This is a genomic window from Sphingomonas sp. Leaf28, assembly GCF_001421685.1.
Lineage (GTDB): Bacteria > Pseudomonadota > Alphaproteobacteria > Sphingomonadales > Sphingomonadaceae > Sphingomonas > Sphingomonas aurantiaca.
Map to the genome: position 1 here is coordinate 58,655 of NZ_LMKX01000009.1, position 15,557 is coordinate 74,211.

Annotated in this window: 16 protein-coding genes and 1 pseudogene; 14 read left to right on the top strand and 3 right to left on the bottom strand. The window is 68.1% G+C overall.

From position 1 onward, the window contains the following. Positions 1 to 21 precede the first annotated feature (21 nt). From ASE79_RS13375 to ASE79_RS21720, 4 genes and pseudogenes are all read left to right on the top strand, one after another. Positions 22 to 666, top strand: coding sequence for a cold-shock protein (locus ASE79_RS13375; protein WP_235516938.1), 645 nt, complete (start codon positions 22 to 24; stop codon positions 664 to 666). Continuing rightward, on the top strand, positions 663 to 1,163 hold the full coding sequence (locus ASE79_RS13380) for a DUF192 domain-containing protein (RefSeq protein WP_056417493.1): 501 nt from the start codon (positions 663 to 665) through the stop codon (positions 1,161 to 1,163). Before ASE79_RS13375 ends, ASE79_RS13380 begins: the two co-directional genes overlap by 4 nt. Positions 1,164 to 1,275: 112 nt before the next feature. Next, positions 1,276 to 1,668: an NADH:ubiquinone oxidoreductase subunit NDUFA12 gene (locus tag ASE79_RS13385; RefSeq protein WP_056417497.1), complete on the top strand. Its 393-nt coding sequence runs from the start codon at positions 1,276 to 1,278 to the stop codon at positions 1,666 to 1,668. A 197-nt stretch (positions 1,669 to 1,865) separates the two neighbouring features. Continuing rightward, a pseudogene (locus ASE79_RS21720) lies at positions 1,866 to 2,099 on the top strand (DUF2155 domain-containing protein); the annotation flags it as partial. Positions 2,100 to 2,134: 35 nt separating this feature from the next. On the opposite strand, the gene aat reads toward ASE79_RS21720, so the two are convergent. The 3 genes from aat to ASE79_RS13400 form a co-directional block, all read right to left on the bottom strand. Then, positions 2,135 to 2,866 carry a leucyl/phenylalanyl-tRNA--protein transferase gene (aat, locus tag ASE79_RS13390; protein ID WP_056417500.1) on the bottom strand — a complete coding sequence of 244 codons (732 nt, stop codon included), beginning with the start codon at positions 2,864 to 2,866 and terminating at the stop codon, positions 2,135 to 2,137. Beyond that, positions 2,863 to 3,573: a ParA family protein gene (locus ASE79_RS13395; protein WP_056417503.1), complete on the bottom strand. Its 711-nt coding sequence runs from the start codon at positions 3,571 to 3,573 to the stop codon at positions 2,863 to 2,865. Before ASE79_RS13395 ends, aat begins: the two co-directional genes overlap by 4 nt. Before the next feature lie 125 nt (positions 3,574 to 3,698). Then, positions 3,699 to 4,082 (bottom strand): hypothetical protein, encoded by a 384-nt coding sequence (locus tag ASE79_RS13400; protein ID WP_056417506.1) that lies wholly within the window; start codon positions 4,080 to 4,082, stop codon positions 3,699 to 3,701. Positions 4,083 to 4,277: 195 nt separating this feature from the next. On the opposite strand from ASE79_RS13400, the gene ASE79_RS13405 reads away from it, so the two are divergent. The 10 genes from ASE79_RS13405 to murD all read left to right on the top strand — a co-directional run bounded on the left by ASE79_RS13405 (position 4,278) and on the right by murD (position 15,552). Then, on the top strand, positions 4,278 to 5,246 hold the full coding sequence (locus tag ASE79_RS13405) for a cysteine synthase A (protein ID WP_056417509.1): 969 nt from the start codon (positions 4,278 to 4,280) through the stop codon (positions 5,244 to 5,246). A 59-nt stretch (positions 5,247 to 5,305) separates the two neighbouring features. Then, positions 5,306 to 5,575, top strand: a complete 270-nt coding sequence (locus ASE79_RS13410) for a hypothetical protein (protein ID WP_056418454.1) — start codon at positions 5,306 to 5,308, stop codon at positions 5,573 to 5,575. Positions 5,576 to 6,284: 709 nt separating this feature from the next. Further along, a complete protein-coding gene (locus ASE79_RS13415; protein WP_056052920.1) occupies positions 6,285 to 6,785 on the top strand; it encodes a division/cell wall cluster transcriptional repressor MraZ in 501 nt (166 codons plus the stop codon). Further along, complete coding sequence (gene rsmH / locus ASE79_RS13420; RefSeq protein WP_056417513.1) at positions 6,782 to 7,732, top strand: 16S rRNA (cytosine(1402)-N(4))-methyltransferase RsmH; 951 nt, start codon at positions 6,782 to 6,784, stop codon at positions 7,730 to 7,732. The genes ASE79_RS13415 and rsmH overlap by 4 nt, the downstream gene beginning before the upstream one ends. Beyond that, on the top strand, positions 7,729 to 8,424 hold the full coding sequence (locus ASE79_RS13425) for a hypothetical protein (protein WP_056417518.1): 696 nt from the start codon (positions 7,729 to 7,731) through the stop codon (positions 8,422 to 8,424). Before rsmH ends, ASE79_RS13425 begins: the two co-directional genes overlap by 4 nt. Then, positions 8,421 to 10,139 carry a peptidoglycan D,D-transpeptidase FtsI family protein gene (locus ASE79_RS13430; protein WP_056417521.1) on the top strand — a complete coding sequence of 573 codons (1,719 nt, stop codon included), beginning with the start codon at positions 8,421 to 8,423 and terminating at the stop codon, positions 10,137 to 10,139. Before ASE79_RS13425 ends, ASE79_RS13430 begins: the two co-directional genes overlap by 4 nt. 10 nt (positions 10,140 to 10,149) lie before the next feature. Beyond that, complete coding sequence (locus tag ASE79_RS13435; RefSeq protein WP_056417523.1) at positions 10,150 to 11,565, top strand: UDP-N-acetylmuramoyl-L-alanyl-D-glutamate--2,6-diaminopimelate ligase; 1,416 nt, start codon at positions 10,150 to 10,152, stop codon at positions 11,563 to 11,565. 163 nt (positions 11,566 to 11,728) lie between these two features. Further along, positions 11,729 to 13,108, top strand: coding sequence for a UDP-N-acetylmuramoyl-tripeptide--D-alanyl-D-alanine ligase (locus tag ASE79_RS13440; RefSeq protein WP_056417526.1), 1,380 nt, complete (start codon positions 11,729 to 11,731; stop codon positions 13,106 to 13,108). Beyond that, positions 13,109 to 14,179, top strand: a complete 1,071-nt coding sequence (gene mraY / locus ASE79_RS13445) for a phospho-N-acetylmuramoyl-pentapeptide-transferase (protein WP_056417529.1) — start codon at positions 13,109 to 13,111, stop codon at positions 14,177 to 14,179. Further along, the gene (gene murD / locus ASE79_RS13450) at positions 14,176 to 15,552 is read left to right on the top strand and encodes a UDP-N-acetylmuramoyl-L-alanine--D-glutamate ligase (RefSeq protein ID WP_056417532.1); all 1,377 of its coding nucleotides are present in this window, start codon (positions 14,176 to 14,178) and stop codon (positions 15,550 to 15,552) included. Before mraY ends, murD begins: the two co-directional genes overlap by 4 nt. The last annotated feature ends 5 nt before the right edge of the window (positions 15,553 to 15,557 follow it).

The following is a 15,557-nucleotide window of genomic DNA, read 5'->3' on the forward strand; positions in this document are numbered from 1 at the left end:
TAGACGCAGCAGGGTGCGGCCATGACGACGCAAACCGGATCGACCATGATCGCGGTAAGTGTCGCGGTCGGGGACGAGGGTAAAGCCGCGGTCGGGGGGCCGATTTCGGACATCGTTGCGGGGCAGGCCTTCGTGGCTGCCCCGGACGCCGTCGAGGTGCGCGCGATCGGCGGCGTGATCAAATGGTTCGACGTGACGCGCGGGTTCGGCTTCGCGGTCGCGGACGACGCGACCGTCGGCGATATCCTCGTGCATTTCTCGGTGCTGCAACCGCATGGCCGCCGCAGCCTGCCCGAGGGCGCGCGCGTCGAGACGCTCTCGGTCCAGCGTGGCCGCGGGTTTCAGGCGCGCGAGATCGTCTCGATCGACATGACCAACGCGGTCGAGGAGCCTGTCCGCGCGCCCGCATCGCCCGACCGGATCGATCCGATCGCGATGATCGACGCCGCCGGACCGTTCGAGCCGGTGTCGGTCAAATGGTTCAACCGGTTGAAGGGCTATGGCTTTCTGGTACGGGGGTCTGATGGCAGCGACATCTTCGTCCATATGGAAACGCTGCGTCGCGCCGGGATCGAGACGGTCGAGCCCGAGCAGCCGCTGCGCGCCCGCGTCGTCGCAGGGCGCAAGGGGCCGCTCGCCGTTGCAGTCGAAGAGGGACTTGGATGAGTTTGGTTGCGAAGGCCGTGCTGGCCGGGGTGCTGGCGCTGGGCGTCGGCGCCGGGGGTGTGGCGTATATGAACCGCGGAGATGAGTCCGAAACGGCGAAGGTCGCGACGCTGAAGTTGGCGATCAAGAGCACGAACGGGACGCATGCGTTTACCGTCGAGCGCGCCAAGACGCAGGACGAGCAGTCGCGCGGGCTGATGTTCCGCACTGACCTGAAGCCCGATGGCGGGATGCTGTTCTGGCCCTATCCGTCGACCGGCGGCGCACCGGTGGATGCGAGCTTCTGGATGAAGAACACGCCGAGCTCGCTGGATATCGTCTATATCCGTGCGGACGGCACGATCGCGCGGATCGCTGAGAACGCGGTGCCGTTCTCGGAGACGCCGGTGCCGTCGGGCGAGCCGGTCGGGGCGGTGCTCGAGCTGATGGGGGGCAGGTCGGCCGAACTGGGGATCGCCGAGGGCGACCTGGTGACGTGGGACAAACGCCCGGACTGAGCAGGTGGGTGAAAGCGTTTTATCGGCCGGGCCGCGTTCTCGATCGCGGACTTTGCCGTCCTGCCGCATCATCATGGTTGAAGCCCGCCCCCACTCGGGTTAAGCGCGGCGCATGGGCTTTCTCGCATCGACTTTCACGTGGTGGAACGGCGCCACCCTCGGCACCAAATTCGGCCTGCGCAGCATGGCGAAGATGGGCGAGGACGCGCTCGGCAACGTCTATTACCAGGGCGGCAAGGACACGTCGGGTAATCCGCGCCGCTGGGTGATCTATCAGGGCGCCACCGACGCGAGCCGCGTGCCGCCCGCATGGTTCAGCTGGCTGCACCACCAGGTCGACGACGTACCCGAGCGCGCGCTGCCGCCGGTGCGCACCTGGCAGAAGCCGGCCGTTCCCAACATGACCGGCACTGCGCTTGCCTATCGGCCGTCGGGTGCGCTCGAAAAGGGTGGCAAGCGGGCTGCCGCGACGGGTGACTATGAAGCCTGGACGCCCGAAGGGTGATCATGCGCTGGCTCGCCGCGACCGTGTTGGTCGTGGTGCTGGGGGTGGGCGGCTGGTTCGGATACCGCGCGCTCACCACGCCCGTGGCGAAGGTGGCGGCGGTCCAGCAGGAGCTGCCGGGCGCCGACGAGCCGGCCAATTCCTCGATCGAGACGCTTGATACCGGCACGGCGACGATTACTACCGGCGGTACGCCGATGGCGCAGCGCGTGGCGGTGCTCGGGCTGCTCAACAAGCGTAACGGCGAAACCCGCGAGGTGACGCTCAAGCCCGGCCAGGCGACGCGGATGGGTGATGTCGTGCTGCGATTGCGCGCGTGCGAACAGACCGCGCCGTGGGAGCAGGAGCAGCTGACCGGCGCGTTCGTCCAAGTGCTGGTGCGCGGCGTCGACACGAAATGGCGGCGGAGCTTCTCGGGCTGGCTGTACAAGGAACGCCCCGCGCTGAACGCGGTGCAGCATCCAATTTACGACGTTTGGACCAAGAGCTGCGCGATGACCTTCCCCGCAACCGGGCCCGATACCGCTCCGGTCGCGGAAGCCTTGCCCGCCAAGCGATCGAGCACGAAGAAATCGCCTGCGGCCGCGGCGCCTGCGACGGACGACGCGGGGCCGAGCGCGCCGTCAAGTGCTGCCCCCAGCAACGCCACGTAATCCGCGCGGTCGATCTCGATCGCGCCGAGCGAGGCGAGGTGCGAGGTCTGGAACTGGCAATCGAGCAGGCTGAACCCGCCCACGCGCAGCCGCGCGACGAGATGCGCCAGCGCGACCTTCGACGCGTCGGTGGCGCGGCTGACCATGCTCTCGCCGAAAAAGGCGCGGCCGAGCGCGAGGCCGTAGAGCCCGCCGACGAGCTTGCCGCCGTCCCAGCATTCGACCGAATGCGCGAACCCCATTGCGTACAGAGTCTGGAAGACACGTTCGATGCCGTCGTTGATCCATGTCTCGGGCCGACCCTCGACGCTTTCGGCGCAGAGCTGGACGACTCGCTCGAACGCGGTGTCGACGGTGATCTGGAACCGGTCGGCCGCAATCGTCTTCCTAAGCGAGCGCGAGAGCTGGAAACCATCGAGCGGCAGGACGGCGCGGCGGCGCGGCTCGACCCAATAGACGCTGGCGGCGTCGCGGCTGTCGGCCATCGGGAACACGCCGACCGAATAGGCACCGAGCACGATCTGCGGATCGAGGATGTCGCTCATGCGGCGAGGTTGTGTTCGATCCGGCGCCACAGCTCGGCGAACGCCTGCGCGGCGGCCGACCGGGGCGCGAACACGCCGACGGGCGCGCGCCTGACCGCCATCGATTCGATCCCGCTGGCCATCGGGATCACCGGCCAGTCGGGGTGCCGCGCCAGTGCCTCGGCATGGAGCGCGCGGCGCTTGTCGACCATCACGTGGACGGGGAGCAGCGCGGTCCGACCGCCGAGATGCTGGACGACCGCGTCATAGGCGCGCGTCGACAGGGGTGAGGGGATGACGGGGATCACGATCAGGTCGGCGGCGCGCATGACCTGGTCCGCGGTCTCGGTCAGCCCGGGCGGGCAATCGAGGATCACGCGGTCATAGCCGGCAAGCTCGCCCAGCAGCTTGGCGAGCCGTTTTTTCTTGTCGAGGTCGTGGAACAGCTGGTCGAGCCCGCGCAGCGACGCGTCCGCGGCGATCAGGTCGAGGTGGTGATAGGCGGTCGGTCGCGCCTGCTTGGCGACGGCGACGTCCTTCGAGAACATCGCCTGCGCCTGATCCGCCTTGCCGGGGCCGCCGAGCACCCAGGTCGACGCGGCCTGCGGGTCGAGATCCCAGAGCAAGGTGCGGCGCGCGGACAAGGTTGCGGCGCACCACGCGAGGTTCACTGATAGCGTCGTCTTCCCGACGCCGCCCTTGAGGCTGTAGATCGCGACTGTTGCCATCACGCTACGGTGCCGGTCCGGGGCGGTAAGGGCAAGAGCGCGCGGCACAAAGAAAAACGGCCGGCGGAAGATCCGCCGGCCGTCAGAACGATCGGTGCCGACCTGAAATCAGGCGTGGCAGGCAATCAGGCGTGGCAGGTCTGGGCCGACTTGCCCGGCGCGGTGAGCGTCACGCTCGCCTCGTCGCCGGTCATCGACCAGCCGCCCTCGGCGGTCTTCGGCGCGCCGGCAACCTCGGACTTCAGCGTGGTCGGGGTGCCGCCCTTCTTGGTGCGGACCACGGCCTGCTTGTCGCCCTGGAAGAACGTCACGTAGAGCAGGCTGTTGTCCTTGCAGCGCAGCGTCTGCTCGGACTTGATCGCCGGCGGCAGCACGACCGGTGCGGCGTTCGCCAGCGTGTTCGCCATCGGATCCGGGTTGGTATCGATCACCTCGGGCGAAGCAGGCTTGGAGTTGCAGGCTGCCAGCACGAGCAGCGCGGCGACGGCGGTCATGGGGAGGATTTTCATAGCGGGACATCGCTTCGCGCATGCAGCATGGAGCGTCAAGGCTTATGGCCCGTCGCGCGCCGGGCGTGCGCCACGCAGTCGCAAGGCCAGTGACGAAGCGTGGCAGATCCGCGACGACCGGCCCCAAGCGTCGTTTTTGGCGCGGCAAAGTTTCGCTCGCTTGCCCGCGCTGGCCGGGGACGCCACATACCCCCCATGCAAACGACACCTGATACGCTCGCCCTGATCGGCAACACCCCGCTCGTCCGCCTCAAGGGCCCCAGCGAGGCCACCGGCTGCGATATCTTCGGCAAGTGCGAATATGCGAATCCCGGCGCGTCGGTAAAGGACCGCGCGGCGCTGTTCATCGTCGAGGATTCCGAGCAGCGCGGCCTGCTCCTGCCCGGCGGGACGATCGTCGAGGGGACCGCGGGCAATACCGGGATCGGCCTGGCGCTGGTCGCCAATGCCAAGGGCTACAAGACGATCATCGTCATGCCCGAGACGCAGAGCCGCGAGAAGATGGACACGTTGCGCGCGCTCGGCGCCGAGCTGGTGCTGGTCCCCGCGGCGGCGTTCTCGTCACCGTGCCACTTCGTTCACACCTCGCGCCGGATCGCCGAGGAGACGCCTGGGGCGATCTGGGCGAACCAGTTCGACAACACCGCCAATCGCCGCGCGCACATCGTCGGCACCGCCGAGGAAATCTGGGCGCAGATGGAAGGCCGGATAGACGGCTTCACCTGCGCGGCGGGCACCGGCGGGACGATCGCCGGCGTCGGGCTTGGCCTGAAGGCCAAGGACGAGTCCGTCTGCATCGCGCTGAGCGATCCGCACGGCGCCGCGCTGTATAATTATTACGCGCATGGCGAGCTGAAGTCCGAGGGATCGTCGGCGGCCGAGGGGATCGGGCAGGGCCGGATCACCGCCAACCTGGAGGGTGCGCCGATCGACACGCAGTTCCGCATCTCGGACCAAGAGGGCTATGCCTGGGTCCGCCGGCTGCTCGACGAGGAGGGGCTGTGCCTGGGGCTGTCGTCGGGGATCAACGTTGCGGGCGCGGTCGCGCTCGCGCGGCATCTGGGACCGGGCAAGCGGATCGCGACGATCCTGTGCGATACCGGATTCCGCTATCTCTCGACGCTGTACGATCCGGCATGGCGTGCGGCCAAGGGGCTCGGCTGATCTCCCGGATGCGCGGGAATCGACAGCGGCGCGATGGTCGGGTATCCTGGCGCGGCAAGATGAAGTTACCACATGACCCCTCGCAGACGGCGCAGCGCATCAAGGTCGGCATGATCGGGCTGGCGGCGGTCGTCCTTCTGATCGGGCTGGCAAGCGCGATCATCGGCTCGGCCAACCGCGAGCGCCCGGTCGCGACCGCGGGCACCGCGCAGCCGGACGTGGTCGCGAACATGGGTGTTTCGAACCTGGTCGACCCGGGTGGGGCGGGCGAACCGCTCGCCGAGATGGGGGTCGCGCCGAGCGCCAATTCGCAGGCACCTGCGCAGTAGTTGGCGCTGGGGGCGTTGGGGTTTGGGGCTGAGTGGCAGCGTCTTGCGTGGCGGGTGTCGTTGGCGGAGCGTCACCCGGATCGCAACTCGGATCGTTGCCTGAAACCACGCCGCGCTCGTCACTCGGATCAACACCTATATCGTCACCCCAGCGGAAGCTGGGGTCTCCAGCGTGGCAGGCGACGGGAGTCACATGGGGATACCCCAGCTTTCGCTGGGGTGACGGTTTGGGCGTGCGATGCGATAGTTTACTCTCGGTCCTCGCCGTTAGCCGCCAAGTGTCCACCGTCCGCCGTCCGCCGTCTCGCGTCCGGTGTCCGCCGTCTCGCGTCCGGTGTCCGGCCTTACACGTGGTACATTCAGCGTACGGCACTTTGCGGACGGCATTCGGCCTGTCGCATTCGGCCCGGAGCGCAGTTCGCGACACCAGCGCGCATCGATATCGGCCAAATCCCTGGATTTCCCCGGCAACACCCCGCAGACTGCCCGGATCGAGTCCGATCTGCACTGAAATTCCCCCCGAAGCGACGCGCGAAACTCGTCGCAATTCCGTCCAATCCCCAAAAATCCCGTTGCGTCCCCGGACCTCTATGGTAGATGGAGGTTAATACAGGGGCACGTTCACCGTTAGCTGTCAGCGCGGTCGGAACGCGGCGAGAGTCGCGTTCCGAGATGGTGAGGCGTGTGCGCCATTTCGAAGGGTTTTGGCGTGTCGGTACGGGGTCGCTATCAAGGAGACGGTATCGGCCTTGTCGACGACAAGGGCCGGGTAGCCATCCCCTCGGCGCTCCGCACGACACTTTCCGCAAATGCGCCCAAGGCGAACGGCAAGGACGGCGGGACCATCATCATCGGCGCGCATCAGAAGAATCGCTGCCTGGTCGCGTATGATCCGGGCTATGTCGACATTCTCGCCGAGCGCCTCGACCGCCGCGAATCCGAGAACACGTCCGAGAACGGCGAATACGACTATAACATCAAACGCGCCGCAGCGTCGGGCGAAGCCGTCCCCTTCGATGGCTCCGGTCGCTTCATCATGCCTGCGTTCCCGCGCTTCTATGCGGGCATCAAGGGCCATGCGTTCTTCTACGGCGTGCTCGATTATATCGAGATCTGGGACCCTGCGACGCTGATCGCCACCGACGGCATGCCCCCCGTCGTCAAGGAGATGGCGCGCTTCTACATGGCCGAGAAGGGGGTGCAGCTGTGAGCGGCCCCGACGCACCGCATATCCCCGTCCTGCTCGACGAAGTCCTGGCGGCGCTAGCCCCCGAGCCCGGCGAGACGATGGTCGACGGCACGTTCGGCGCTGGCGGCTATACGCTGGCCTTGCTCAAGTCGGGCGCTCGCGTGATCGCGTTCGATCGCGATCCCGATGCGATCGCCGCCGGCCGCGGAATCGAGGATGCCCAAGACGGGCTGACGCTGATCGCCGCGGACTTCTCGGCGATGGCGTCCGAGCTCGAGGCGCGCGGGTTGGCGCCGGTCGACGGCGTGACTCTCGACATCGGCGTGTCGTCGATGCAGCTCGACCAGGCCGAGCGCGGCTTCTCGTTCCAGTCGGACGGTCCGCTCGACATGCGGATGGCGCAGGCCGGCATGTCGGCGGCGGACTTCGTCAACGAGGCGGACGAGAACGAGATCGCCGACGTGCTGTACCAGTACGGCGACGAGCCCAAGTCGCGGCGCGTGGCGCGCGCGATCGTCGCGGCGCGCCCGCTGACGCGGACCGGCGAGCTGGCGCACATCGTCCGCCGTGCGCTCGGCTACAAGGCGCATGACAAGAAGGACCCCGCGACGCGGGCGTTCCAGGCGATTCGCATCCATGTGAACCGCGAGCTGGGTGAGCTGGCGGACGGGTTGCTGGCGGCCGAGCGCGTGCTGAAGCCCGGCGGGCGCCTCGCGATCGTGACGTTCCACAGCCTCGAGGACCGGATGGTGAAGCGCTTCCTGCGCACGCGGTCCGGGGGCTCGCCTTCAGGTTCGCGTCATCTTCCGCAGGCGAAAGCCGCTGCAGAACCTAGTTTTTCTCATGTCGGCCGCGGTGTTCGCGCCGGCGAGGCCGAGGTCGCACGCAATCCGCGCGCGCGCTCGGCGACATTGCGGACGGCGCGGCGGACCTCCGCGCAACCCTGGACGGAAGAGGTGACGACATGACGGCGGCGTATCGGATGAAGGGTGTGGGCTGGTTCGGGGGCTGTGTCGCCGTCGTGCTCGGTTTCTACCTCGTGTCGCTGCAGGTGGCCGCCGAGCGCAAGAAGCTGGAGGCGGTCAACGGCCAGATCCGGTCGGCGCAGCGCGATATCCGCGCGCTGGAGACCGAGTTCGACACGCGCGGCAACCTCGCGCAGCTCGAGCGCTGGAACGGCGATACGCTGGCGTTGTCGGCGCCGACCGCGGGGCAGTTCGTGGTGAGCGAAGCCGCGCTCGCGTCGCTCGACGTCAACAGCCTGCGCGCGGACGGGGTCCAGACCGCCGCGCTGCTGGTGCCGTCGGGGGCAGGGTCGGTCGTGTCCACGCCGATCGTTCCGGTGACCGCGGCGCCCGCGGTCGTGAAGCTCGCGCCCGCGCCGGTGCAGATGGCGCAGGCGAGCGCGCCGCGTGCGATCAACGTCGCGATCGCGGCGGCGTCGAAGACCGCGCTGAAGCCGGTGGTGATCCGTGCGTCGGTGGCGACGCCGCGGTCTGCCGAGGCTGCACTGGTGCGCGCGGCCAAGACCGATCGCCTGGCGGCCGTCGCCAAGGTTCGGCCGCAGGCGGTCGCGATGCTCGACCGCAAGCTGCTGTCCGACACGACCCTGGGTGACATCATGAGCGGTGCCCGCTCCGAGAGCGGCCGGCGGCGGTGACCGCCTTGGTCGCCCGGCCTGTCGCGCAACATCGTAGCGCCAACCAGCGCCACGCGCTGGTGGCGACCGCGCACACGCGCCTGATGATGCTGATGTTCCTGTTCGGCGCGGCGGTGCTGGTGGTGATCGGGCGGCTGGGGATGCTGGCGGTGCAGGCGTCGCTCGCCGATCCGCAGGCGCGCGCGGCGACGATCGCGGCGCGTGGCGACATCGTCGATCGCAATGGCGCGCCGCTGGCGCGGACGATCGATGCGTGGACGATCGCGGTCCACCCCAAGAAACTGATCGGCGACCCGACCGAGGTCGCCAGCAAGCTGGCCGCGCTGATGCCCGAGGCGGGCGACCAGGCGCATTATTATGCGCTGCTGACGTCGGGCAAGAGCTTCATCTATCTGCAGCGGCGCGCGTCGCCCGCGCTGGTCGAGCAGGTCAATGCGATCGGCGAGCCCGCGATCGTGTTCGACCGCGACACGCAGCGGCTGTATCCGCAATCGACGATGGCGGCGCATGCGCTGGGCTTCCTGTCGACCGCGGGGCACGGGATGAGCGGGATGGAGCGCGTGCTCGACGAGCGGCTGACCAATCCTGCGCTGAACGGTACGCCGGTCGCGCTGTCGCTCGACAACCGAGTCCAGGCGGCGATGGAGAGCGAGCTGGGCCGCGCGATGACGACCTTCTCGGCGCGTGGCGCGGGCGGCATCGTCCTCGACGTGGCGACGGGCGAGGTGATCGCGATGGTCTCGCTGCCGACCTTCAACCCCAATCGCGTCGGGATGGCGGGCAGCGAAGAGCTGCGCAACATCACCACGCAGAGCGTGTTCGAGCTGGGATCGACGTTCAAGCCGATCACGATGGCGACCGCGATGGATACCGGCGTCGTGACGTCGTTCGCGCGGCGGTTCGATGCGACGCACCCGCTGCAGGTCGGCCGCTTCACGATCCATGACGAGCGCGGCGATCCCAAGCGCTGGCTCAACATGGCCGAGACGCTGATCTATTCGTCGAACATCGCCACCGCGCGCGTCGCCGACGAGGTTGGGCCAGCGCGGATGCAGACGATGTTCAAGAAACTGGGCTTCGACACCAAGCCCGATATCGAACTGCGCGAAAAGGGCCGCCCGTTGTGGCCGAAATACTGGGCGCGCACGACGACGATGACGACCGCCTATGGTCACGGCATCGCGGTGACCCCGCTGCATCTGGCCAGCGCCTATGCGGCCTTGGTCAATGGCGGGATCTGGCGGCCGGCGACGTTGCTGAAGGTCGCGCCGGGGCATGCGCCGGTCGGTCGCCGCGTGATCAGCGAGCAGACCAGCGCGCGGATGCGGCAGATGCTGCGACTGATCGTGCAGCGCGGGACGGGGCGCAAGGGCGATGCACCGGGCTACCGCGTCGGCGGCAAGACGGGCACGGCCGAGGCGGCGGTGTCGGGCGGCTATGACCATTCGCGCAACGTGGCGACGTTTGCCGCCGCGTTCCCGATGGATGCGCCGCGGTACGTGGTGCTGGCGATGCTCGATTCGCCGCTCGGCACGAAGGAAACCGCCGGGTGGAAGACCGCGGCGTGGAATACTGCACCGGTAGTGGGCCGGACGATCTCGCGCGTCGGTGCGATCCTGGGCGTGGTGCCCGACGCCCACCGCGACATCGACGTGTCTGACATCGTGCCGACTTTGTGGCAGGACCCGACCCGTACGCAGCCAACCGGGCAATGAGGACGACCAAATGAAGCTGTCAGCGCTGACCGAAGGTACGGAAGAGGCGCAGGTGACGGGGTTCGCGATCGATCACCGCAAGGTCGCGCCGGGAACGGTGTTCGGCGCGTTCGAGGGCGCGCGCGTCAACGGCGAGGACTATATCGCCGACGCGATCCGGTCTGGCGCGATCGCGGTGGTCGCGCGGCCCGGGCTGACCGTCGAGGGTGCCGCCTATATCGCCGACGATACCCCGCGCGAGCGGTTCGCGCAGCTGGCGGCCAGGTTCTTCGCGCCGTTTCCCGAAACGTCGGTGGCGATCACCGGGACCAACGGGAAGACGTCGTGCGTCGAGATGACGCGGCAGCTATGGCGGATGGCGGGCTTTCATGCGGCGTCGATCGGCACGCTGGGTGTCACGACCGCCGACGAGCGCGTGACGACCGGGCTGACGACGCCCGACGTGGTGACGTTCCTGTCAAACGTCGCGGGGCTGGCGCGCGAAGGCGTGACGCATCTGGCGTTCGAGGCGTCGAGCCACGGGCTGACGCAGTACCGGACCGAGGGACTGAAGGTGGCCGCGGCGGCGTTCACGAATCTCAGCCGCGATCACCTCGACTATCATGGCGACATGGCGGCGTATTTCACCGCCAAGATACGGCTGTTTTCGGAAGTGCTTTCGACCGATGGCACCGCGGTGGTGTGGGCGGACGATCCGCAAGCGGCGCGCGTGATCGACCTGGCGCGCGAACGTGGCAACCGGCTGGTGACGGTCGGCACGCAGGGCGAGACGCTGCGGCTGGTGGGACGCGATCCGACGCTGCTGGGGCAGGGGCTGACGATCGAGGCTGATGGCCAGACGTACAAGGTGACGCTGCCGCTGATCGGGGCGTATCAGGCGGCGAATGCGCTGGTGTCGGCCGGGCTGGTGATCGCCACCGGTGGCGACGTGGCCGCGACGATCGCGAACCTGGCGCGGTTGCAGCCGGTGCGCGGGCGGCTGGAGCGGGCGGTCATCGCGAAGTCGGGTGCGCCGGTCTATGTCGATTACGCGCACACGCCCGATGCGCTGGAGGCCGCGATCGCGGCGCTGAAGCCGCATGCGGGCGGTAAGCTGATCGTGGTGTTCGGGGCTGGCGGCGACCGCGACACGGGCAAGCGCGAGACGATGGGGCAGGTGGCGGTCCAGCATGCCGACCGCGTGATCGTGACCGACGACAATCCGCGGACCGAGGATGCGCGGGCGATCCGGAGCGATGTGCTGAAGGGTGCGCGTGGGGCCGAGGAGATTGGCGACCGCCGTGCGGCGATCGGGGCCGCTGTGCGCGAGGCTGGGCCTGAGGATATCGTGCTGATCGCGGGCAAGGGGCATGAGCAGGGGCAGATCGTCGGCGATATGGTGCTGCCGTTCGATGACGTCAGCGTCGCGCGGGAGTGTGCTGCGTGAGGGGGGCTAGATCTTCATTCCCCTCCCGCTTGCGGGACGAGACAGCAATTCTGCTCCCCTCCCATTCATGGGAGGGGTCGGGGGAGGGCGCGACGTACGTACTGGCGTCCGGCCTGCTTGGTCAGCCCCTCCCCCGACCCCTCCCGCAAGCGGGAGGGGAGCAATGAGTCTGTGGACTTCGGCCGAGATCGCCGCCGCCACGGGCGGTGTGGCGTCGGGGGACTTTTCCGTCTCCGGCGTCGCGTTTGATTCGCGCGAGGTTGGCCCCGGCGATCTGTTCGTGGCGATGAAGGGTGAGGCGAGCGACGGGCATCTGTTCCTCGACCAGGCGTTTGCGCAGGGCGCTGCCGGTGCGATCGTGTCGGAGCCTTGCGACCATCCGCACGTGCTGGTCGCGGACAGTTTCGTCGCGCTCAACGCGCTTGGCGCCGCGAGCCGTGCGCGCAGTGGCGCGACGATCATCGGCGTCACCGGATCGGTCGGCAAGACCAGCGCGAAGGAGGCGCTGTTCGCGTGTCTCGACCGCGCGGCGCTGGGCGCGGTGCATCGCTCGGTCAAGAGCTACAACAACCATACGGGCGTGCCGCTGAGCCTTGCGCGGATGCCGCGCGACGCGGTGTTCGGCGTGTTCGAGATGGGGATGAACCATGCCGGCGAACTGGCCGAACTGACTCAGCTGGTGCGGCCGCATATCGCGATGATCACCGCGATCGCGCCCGCGCATACCGCGTTCTTCCGCGATGAGAGCGCGATCGCGGATGCCAAGGGCGAGATCTTCGCCGGGCTGATGCCGGGCGGCACCGCGATCGTCCCCTATGACAGCCCGCATCGCGACCGGCTGCTCGGCCATGCCGCGACACATGCCGCGCATATCGTGACCTTCGGCAGCGAAAAGGGCGCCGACGTGCGCGCGATCGAGGCGATGCGCCTGCCGACCGGCGGGACGTTCGTCACCGCGCGGATGGGACAGGCCGCCGACCACGAACTAAGCTTCACGATCGCGCAGCCGGGCGCGCACTGGGCGTCGAACGCGCTGGGCGTGCTGGCGTGCGTGCAGGCGGCGGGGAGCGATCTTGGACTCGCGGGGCTGGCGCTTGCCGAGCTCGGCGGGCTGCAGGGGCGCGGCGCGCGATCCATGGCGTCTGTCGGTGATGGCGAGATTCTCGTTATCGACGAGAGCTACAATGCGAACCCGTCGTCCATGCGCGCGACGCTCAGCGTCCTGAGCCATGAGCCGGGGCGGCATATCGCGGTGCTTGGCGAGATGCGCGAACTGGGCGACGCCTCGGCGGACTATCATGCCGGGCTTGCCGAACCAATCCTTGCGGCGCGCGTCGAAATGGCGCTGCTGGTCGGTGAAGCGATGGCGCCCCTCGCGCAGGTGCTTGAGGGACAGGTCGAAACCGTCCATGTGGGCGACGCTGCGACCGCGCTCGCCACGTTACGGACGCTAATCGCGCCGGGCGACGCCGTGCTCGTCAAGGGATCGAACGGGGTTGGGCTCGCTCGGGTCGTGGCTGGTCTCTTGAGCGGGAAAAACTGAATGCTGTACTGGCTCGCCGAGCATCTGGGGTTTCCCGGTCTGCTGAATCTCATCCGGTACCAGACGGTGCGGACCGGCGGTGCGGTCGCGACCGCGCTGATCATCGGCCTGATCATCGGCCCCAGGTTCATCGGCTGGTTGCGCGTGCGGCAGGGCAAGGGTCAGCCGATCCGTGCCGACGGCCCGCAAACGCATCTGGCCAAGCGGGGCACGCCGACGATGGGCGGGCTGATGATCCTGACGTCGATGTGCCTGGCCATCTTCCTGTGGATGGACCTGAGCAACACCTATGTCTGGGCGTGCCTGTTCGTGACGCTCGGCTTCGGGACAATCGGGTTCATGGACGACTATGACAAGGTGCGGAAGGCGAGCACCGCGGGGATCAGCGGGCGGACGCGCCTGCTGCTGGAATTCGCGATCGCCGGGATCGCGGCGACGATCATCATGTCGCAGAACGGGCCGCATCTGTACCTGCCGTTCACGTCGCGGATGTATCTCGATCTCGGCTGGTTCTTTCCGGTGTTCGCCGCGTTCACGATCGTGTCATTCGGCAATGCGGTGAACCTGACCGACGGGCTCGACGGGCTTGCGACGATGCCGGTGATCATCGCGAGCGTCGCGTTCATGCTGATCGTGTACCTCGTCGGAAACGTGAAGTTCGCCGATTATTTGGGCATCCCGCACGTGCCGCGCGCGGGCGAACTCGCGATCTTCTGCGGGGCGATCGTCGGGGCTGGGCTCGCGTTCCTGTGGTTCAATGCTCCGCCGGCGGCGGTGTTCATGGGCGATACCGGGAGCCTCGCTCTTGGTGGCGCCTTGGGAACGATCGCGGTCGTCGCGCATCACGAGATCGTGCTGGGGATCATCGGCGGGCTGTTCGTGATCGAGGCGCTGTCGGTGATCATCCAGGTGTTCTTCTACAAGCGCACCGGCAAGCGCGTGTTTCGGATGGCGCCGATCCACCATCATTTCGAACAGCTCGGCTGGGCGGAGGCGACCGTCGTGATCCGCTTCTGGATCATCGCGCTGGTGCTGGCGCTGGTCGGCCTCTCGACGTTGAAGCTGCGGTGATCGTCGCGAAGGCCTGGCGCGGGAAGCGCTATGCGGTGCTGGGGCTCGCGCGGTCGGGGGCGGCGACGGTGCGGGCGCTGGTGGCTGGCGGCGCGGGGGTTGTGGCGTGGGATTCTGACGAGGCCAAGCGTGCCGTTTTTGCTCCCTCTCCCCTGCGGGGAGAGGGTTGGGGTGAGGGGCAGCCCAGCAGCGCTGCGCCCGTTGCAGCCCCTCTCCCAACCCTCTCCCCGGAGGGGAGAGGGCTCGTGGATGTGGCACCGTTGGATGACCTAACGGGGTTCGACGCTTTGGTCGTGTCGCCGGGGGTGCCGTTGAATACGCATCCGCTGGCCGCGGTGGCGTGTGAGGCCGGCGTTCCGGTCATCGGCGATATCGAGCTGTTCTCCCAAGCCCGCGCCGACCTGCCGGCGCACAAGGTCGTCGGGATTACCGGGACCAACGGCAAGTCGACGACCACCGCGCTGGTGCATCACATTCTCAAGACCGCCGGCATTCCCACGCTGATGGGCGGTAACATCGGCCTGCCGATCCTCGAGCAGGAGGCGCTGCCCGAGGGCGGGGTCTATGTGCTCGAGCTGTCGAGCTACCAGATCGATTTGACGCAGACGCTCGATTGCGACGTTGCGGTGCTGCTCAACATCACGCCCGATCATCTCGACCGGTATAACGGGTTCGAGGGCTATGCGGCGTCCAAGGCGCGGCTGTTCGCGATGCAGTCGGCCGGGCATGACGCGATCATCGGGATAGGCGATGCGCCGTCCGCCGCGATCGCGCGCGGGCTGTCCGGCAGGGCTGAGCATCTGACCAAGATCGCACCCGGCGTGTGCCTGTTCCAGGGCGACTGGCCCGCGCTGCAGGGGCCGCACAACGCACAGAACGCGCTCGCCGCGATCGCGGTGGCCAAGGCGCTGGGCGTGAGCGAGGTCGATATCGATCGCGGGCTCGCCAGCTTCACGGGCCTGCCGCATCGGATGCAGCAGATCGCGTCCTATGGCGGCGTCGCCTATGTCGATGACAGCAAGGCGACCAATCCCGAGAGCACCGCCCCCGCGCTCGCCGCGTTCGACCGGGTCCACTGGATCGTCGGCGGGCGCGCGAAGGGGGACGACCTCGACGCGTGCCGGCCCGCATTCGGGCATGTCGTCCGCGCCTACACGATCGGTGAGGCCGGGCCGAAATTTGCCGAGATCCTGAGCGGCTCGATGCCGGTCGAGGCCGTCGGGACGCTCGACGCAGCAGTCCGCAGCGCCGCCGCCAACGCCAAGCCCGGCGACACGGTGTTGTTATCCCCCGCTTGTGCTAGCTTCGATCAGTTTCGCGATTACGAAGCGCGCGGGGCGGCGTTCCGTGCCGCGGTAGAGTTGCTGGCATGACCGAT

Bases quoted from the DNA above. Each gene is read 5' to 3' on its own strand.
- ASE79_RS13400 (WP_056417506.1), bottom strand. From the start codon at position 4,082: ATGAAAATCCTCCCCATGACCGCCGTCGCCGCGCTGCTCGTGCTGGCA.
- ASE79_RS13425 (WP_056417518.1), top strand. From the start codon at position 7,729: ATGACGGCGGCGTATCGGATGAAGGGTGTGGGCTGGTTCGGGGGCTGT.
- ASE79_RS13440 (WP_056417526.1), top strand. From the start codon at position 11,729: ATGAGTCTGTGGACTTCGGCCGAGATCGCCGCCGCCACGGGCGGTGTG.
- ASE79_RS13435 (WP_056417523.1), top strand. From the start codon at position 10,150: ATGAAGCTGTCAGCGCTGACCGAAGGTACGGAAGAGGCGCAGGTGACG.
- ASE79_RS13405 (WP_056417509.1), top strand. From the start codon at position 4,278: ATGCAAACGACACCTGATACGCTCGCCCTGATCGGCAACACCCCGCTC.
- ASE79_RS13410 (WP_056418454.1), top strand. From the start codon at position 5,306: ATGAAGTTACCACATGACCCCTCGCAGACGGCGCAGCGCATCAAGGTC.
- ASE79_RS13380 (WP_056417493.1), top strand. From the start codon at position 663: ATGAGTTTGGTTGCGAAGGCCGTGCTGGCCGGGGTGCTGGCGCTGGGC.
- ASE79_RS13385 (WP_056417497.1), top strand. From the start codon at position 1,276: ATGGGCTTTCTCGCATCGACTTTCACGTGGTGGAACGGCGCCACCCTC.
- ASE79_RS13395 (WP_056417503.1), bottom strand. From the start codon at position 3,573: ATGGCAACAGTCGCGATCTACAGCCTCAAGGGCGGCGTCGGGAAGACG.
- mraY (WP_056417529.1), top strand. From the start codon at position 13,109: ATGCTGTACTGGCTCGCCGAGCATCTGGGGTTTCCCGGTCTGCTGAAT.
- ASE79_RS13375 (WP_235516938.1), top strand. From the start codon at position 22: ATGACGACGCAAACCGGATCGACCATGATCGCGGTAAGTGTCGCGGTC.
- aat (WP_056417500.1), bottom strand. From the start codon at position 2,866: ATGAGCGACATCCTCGATCCGCAGATCGTGCTCGGTGCCTATTCGGTC.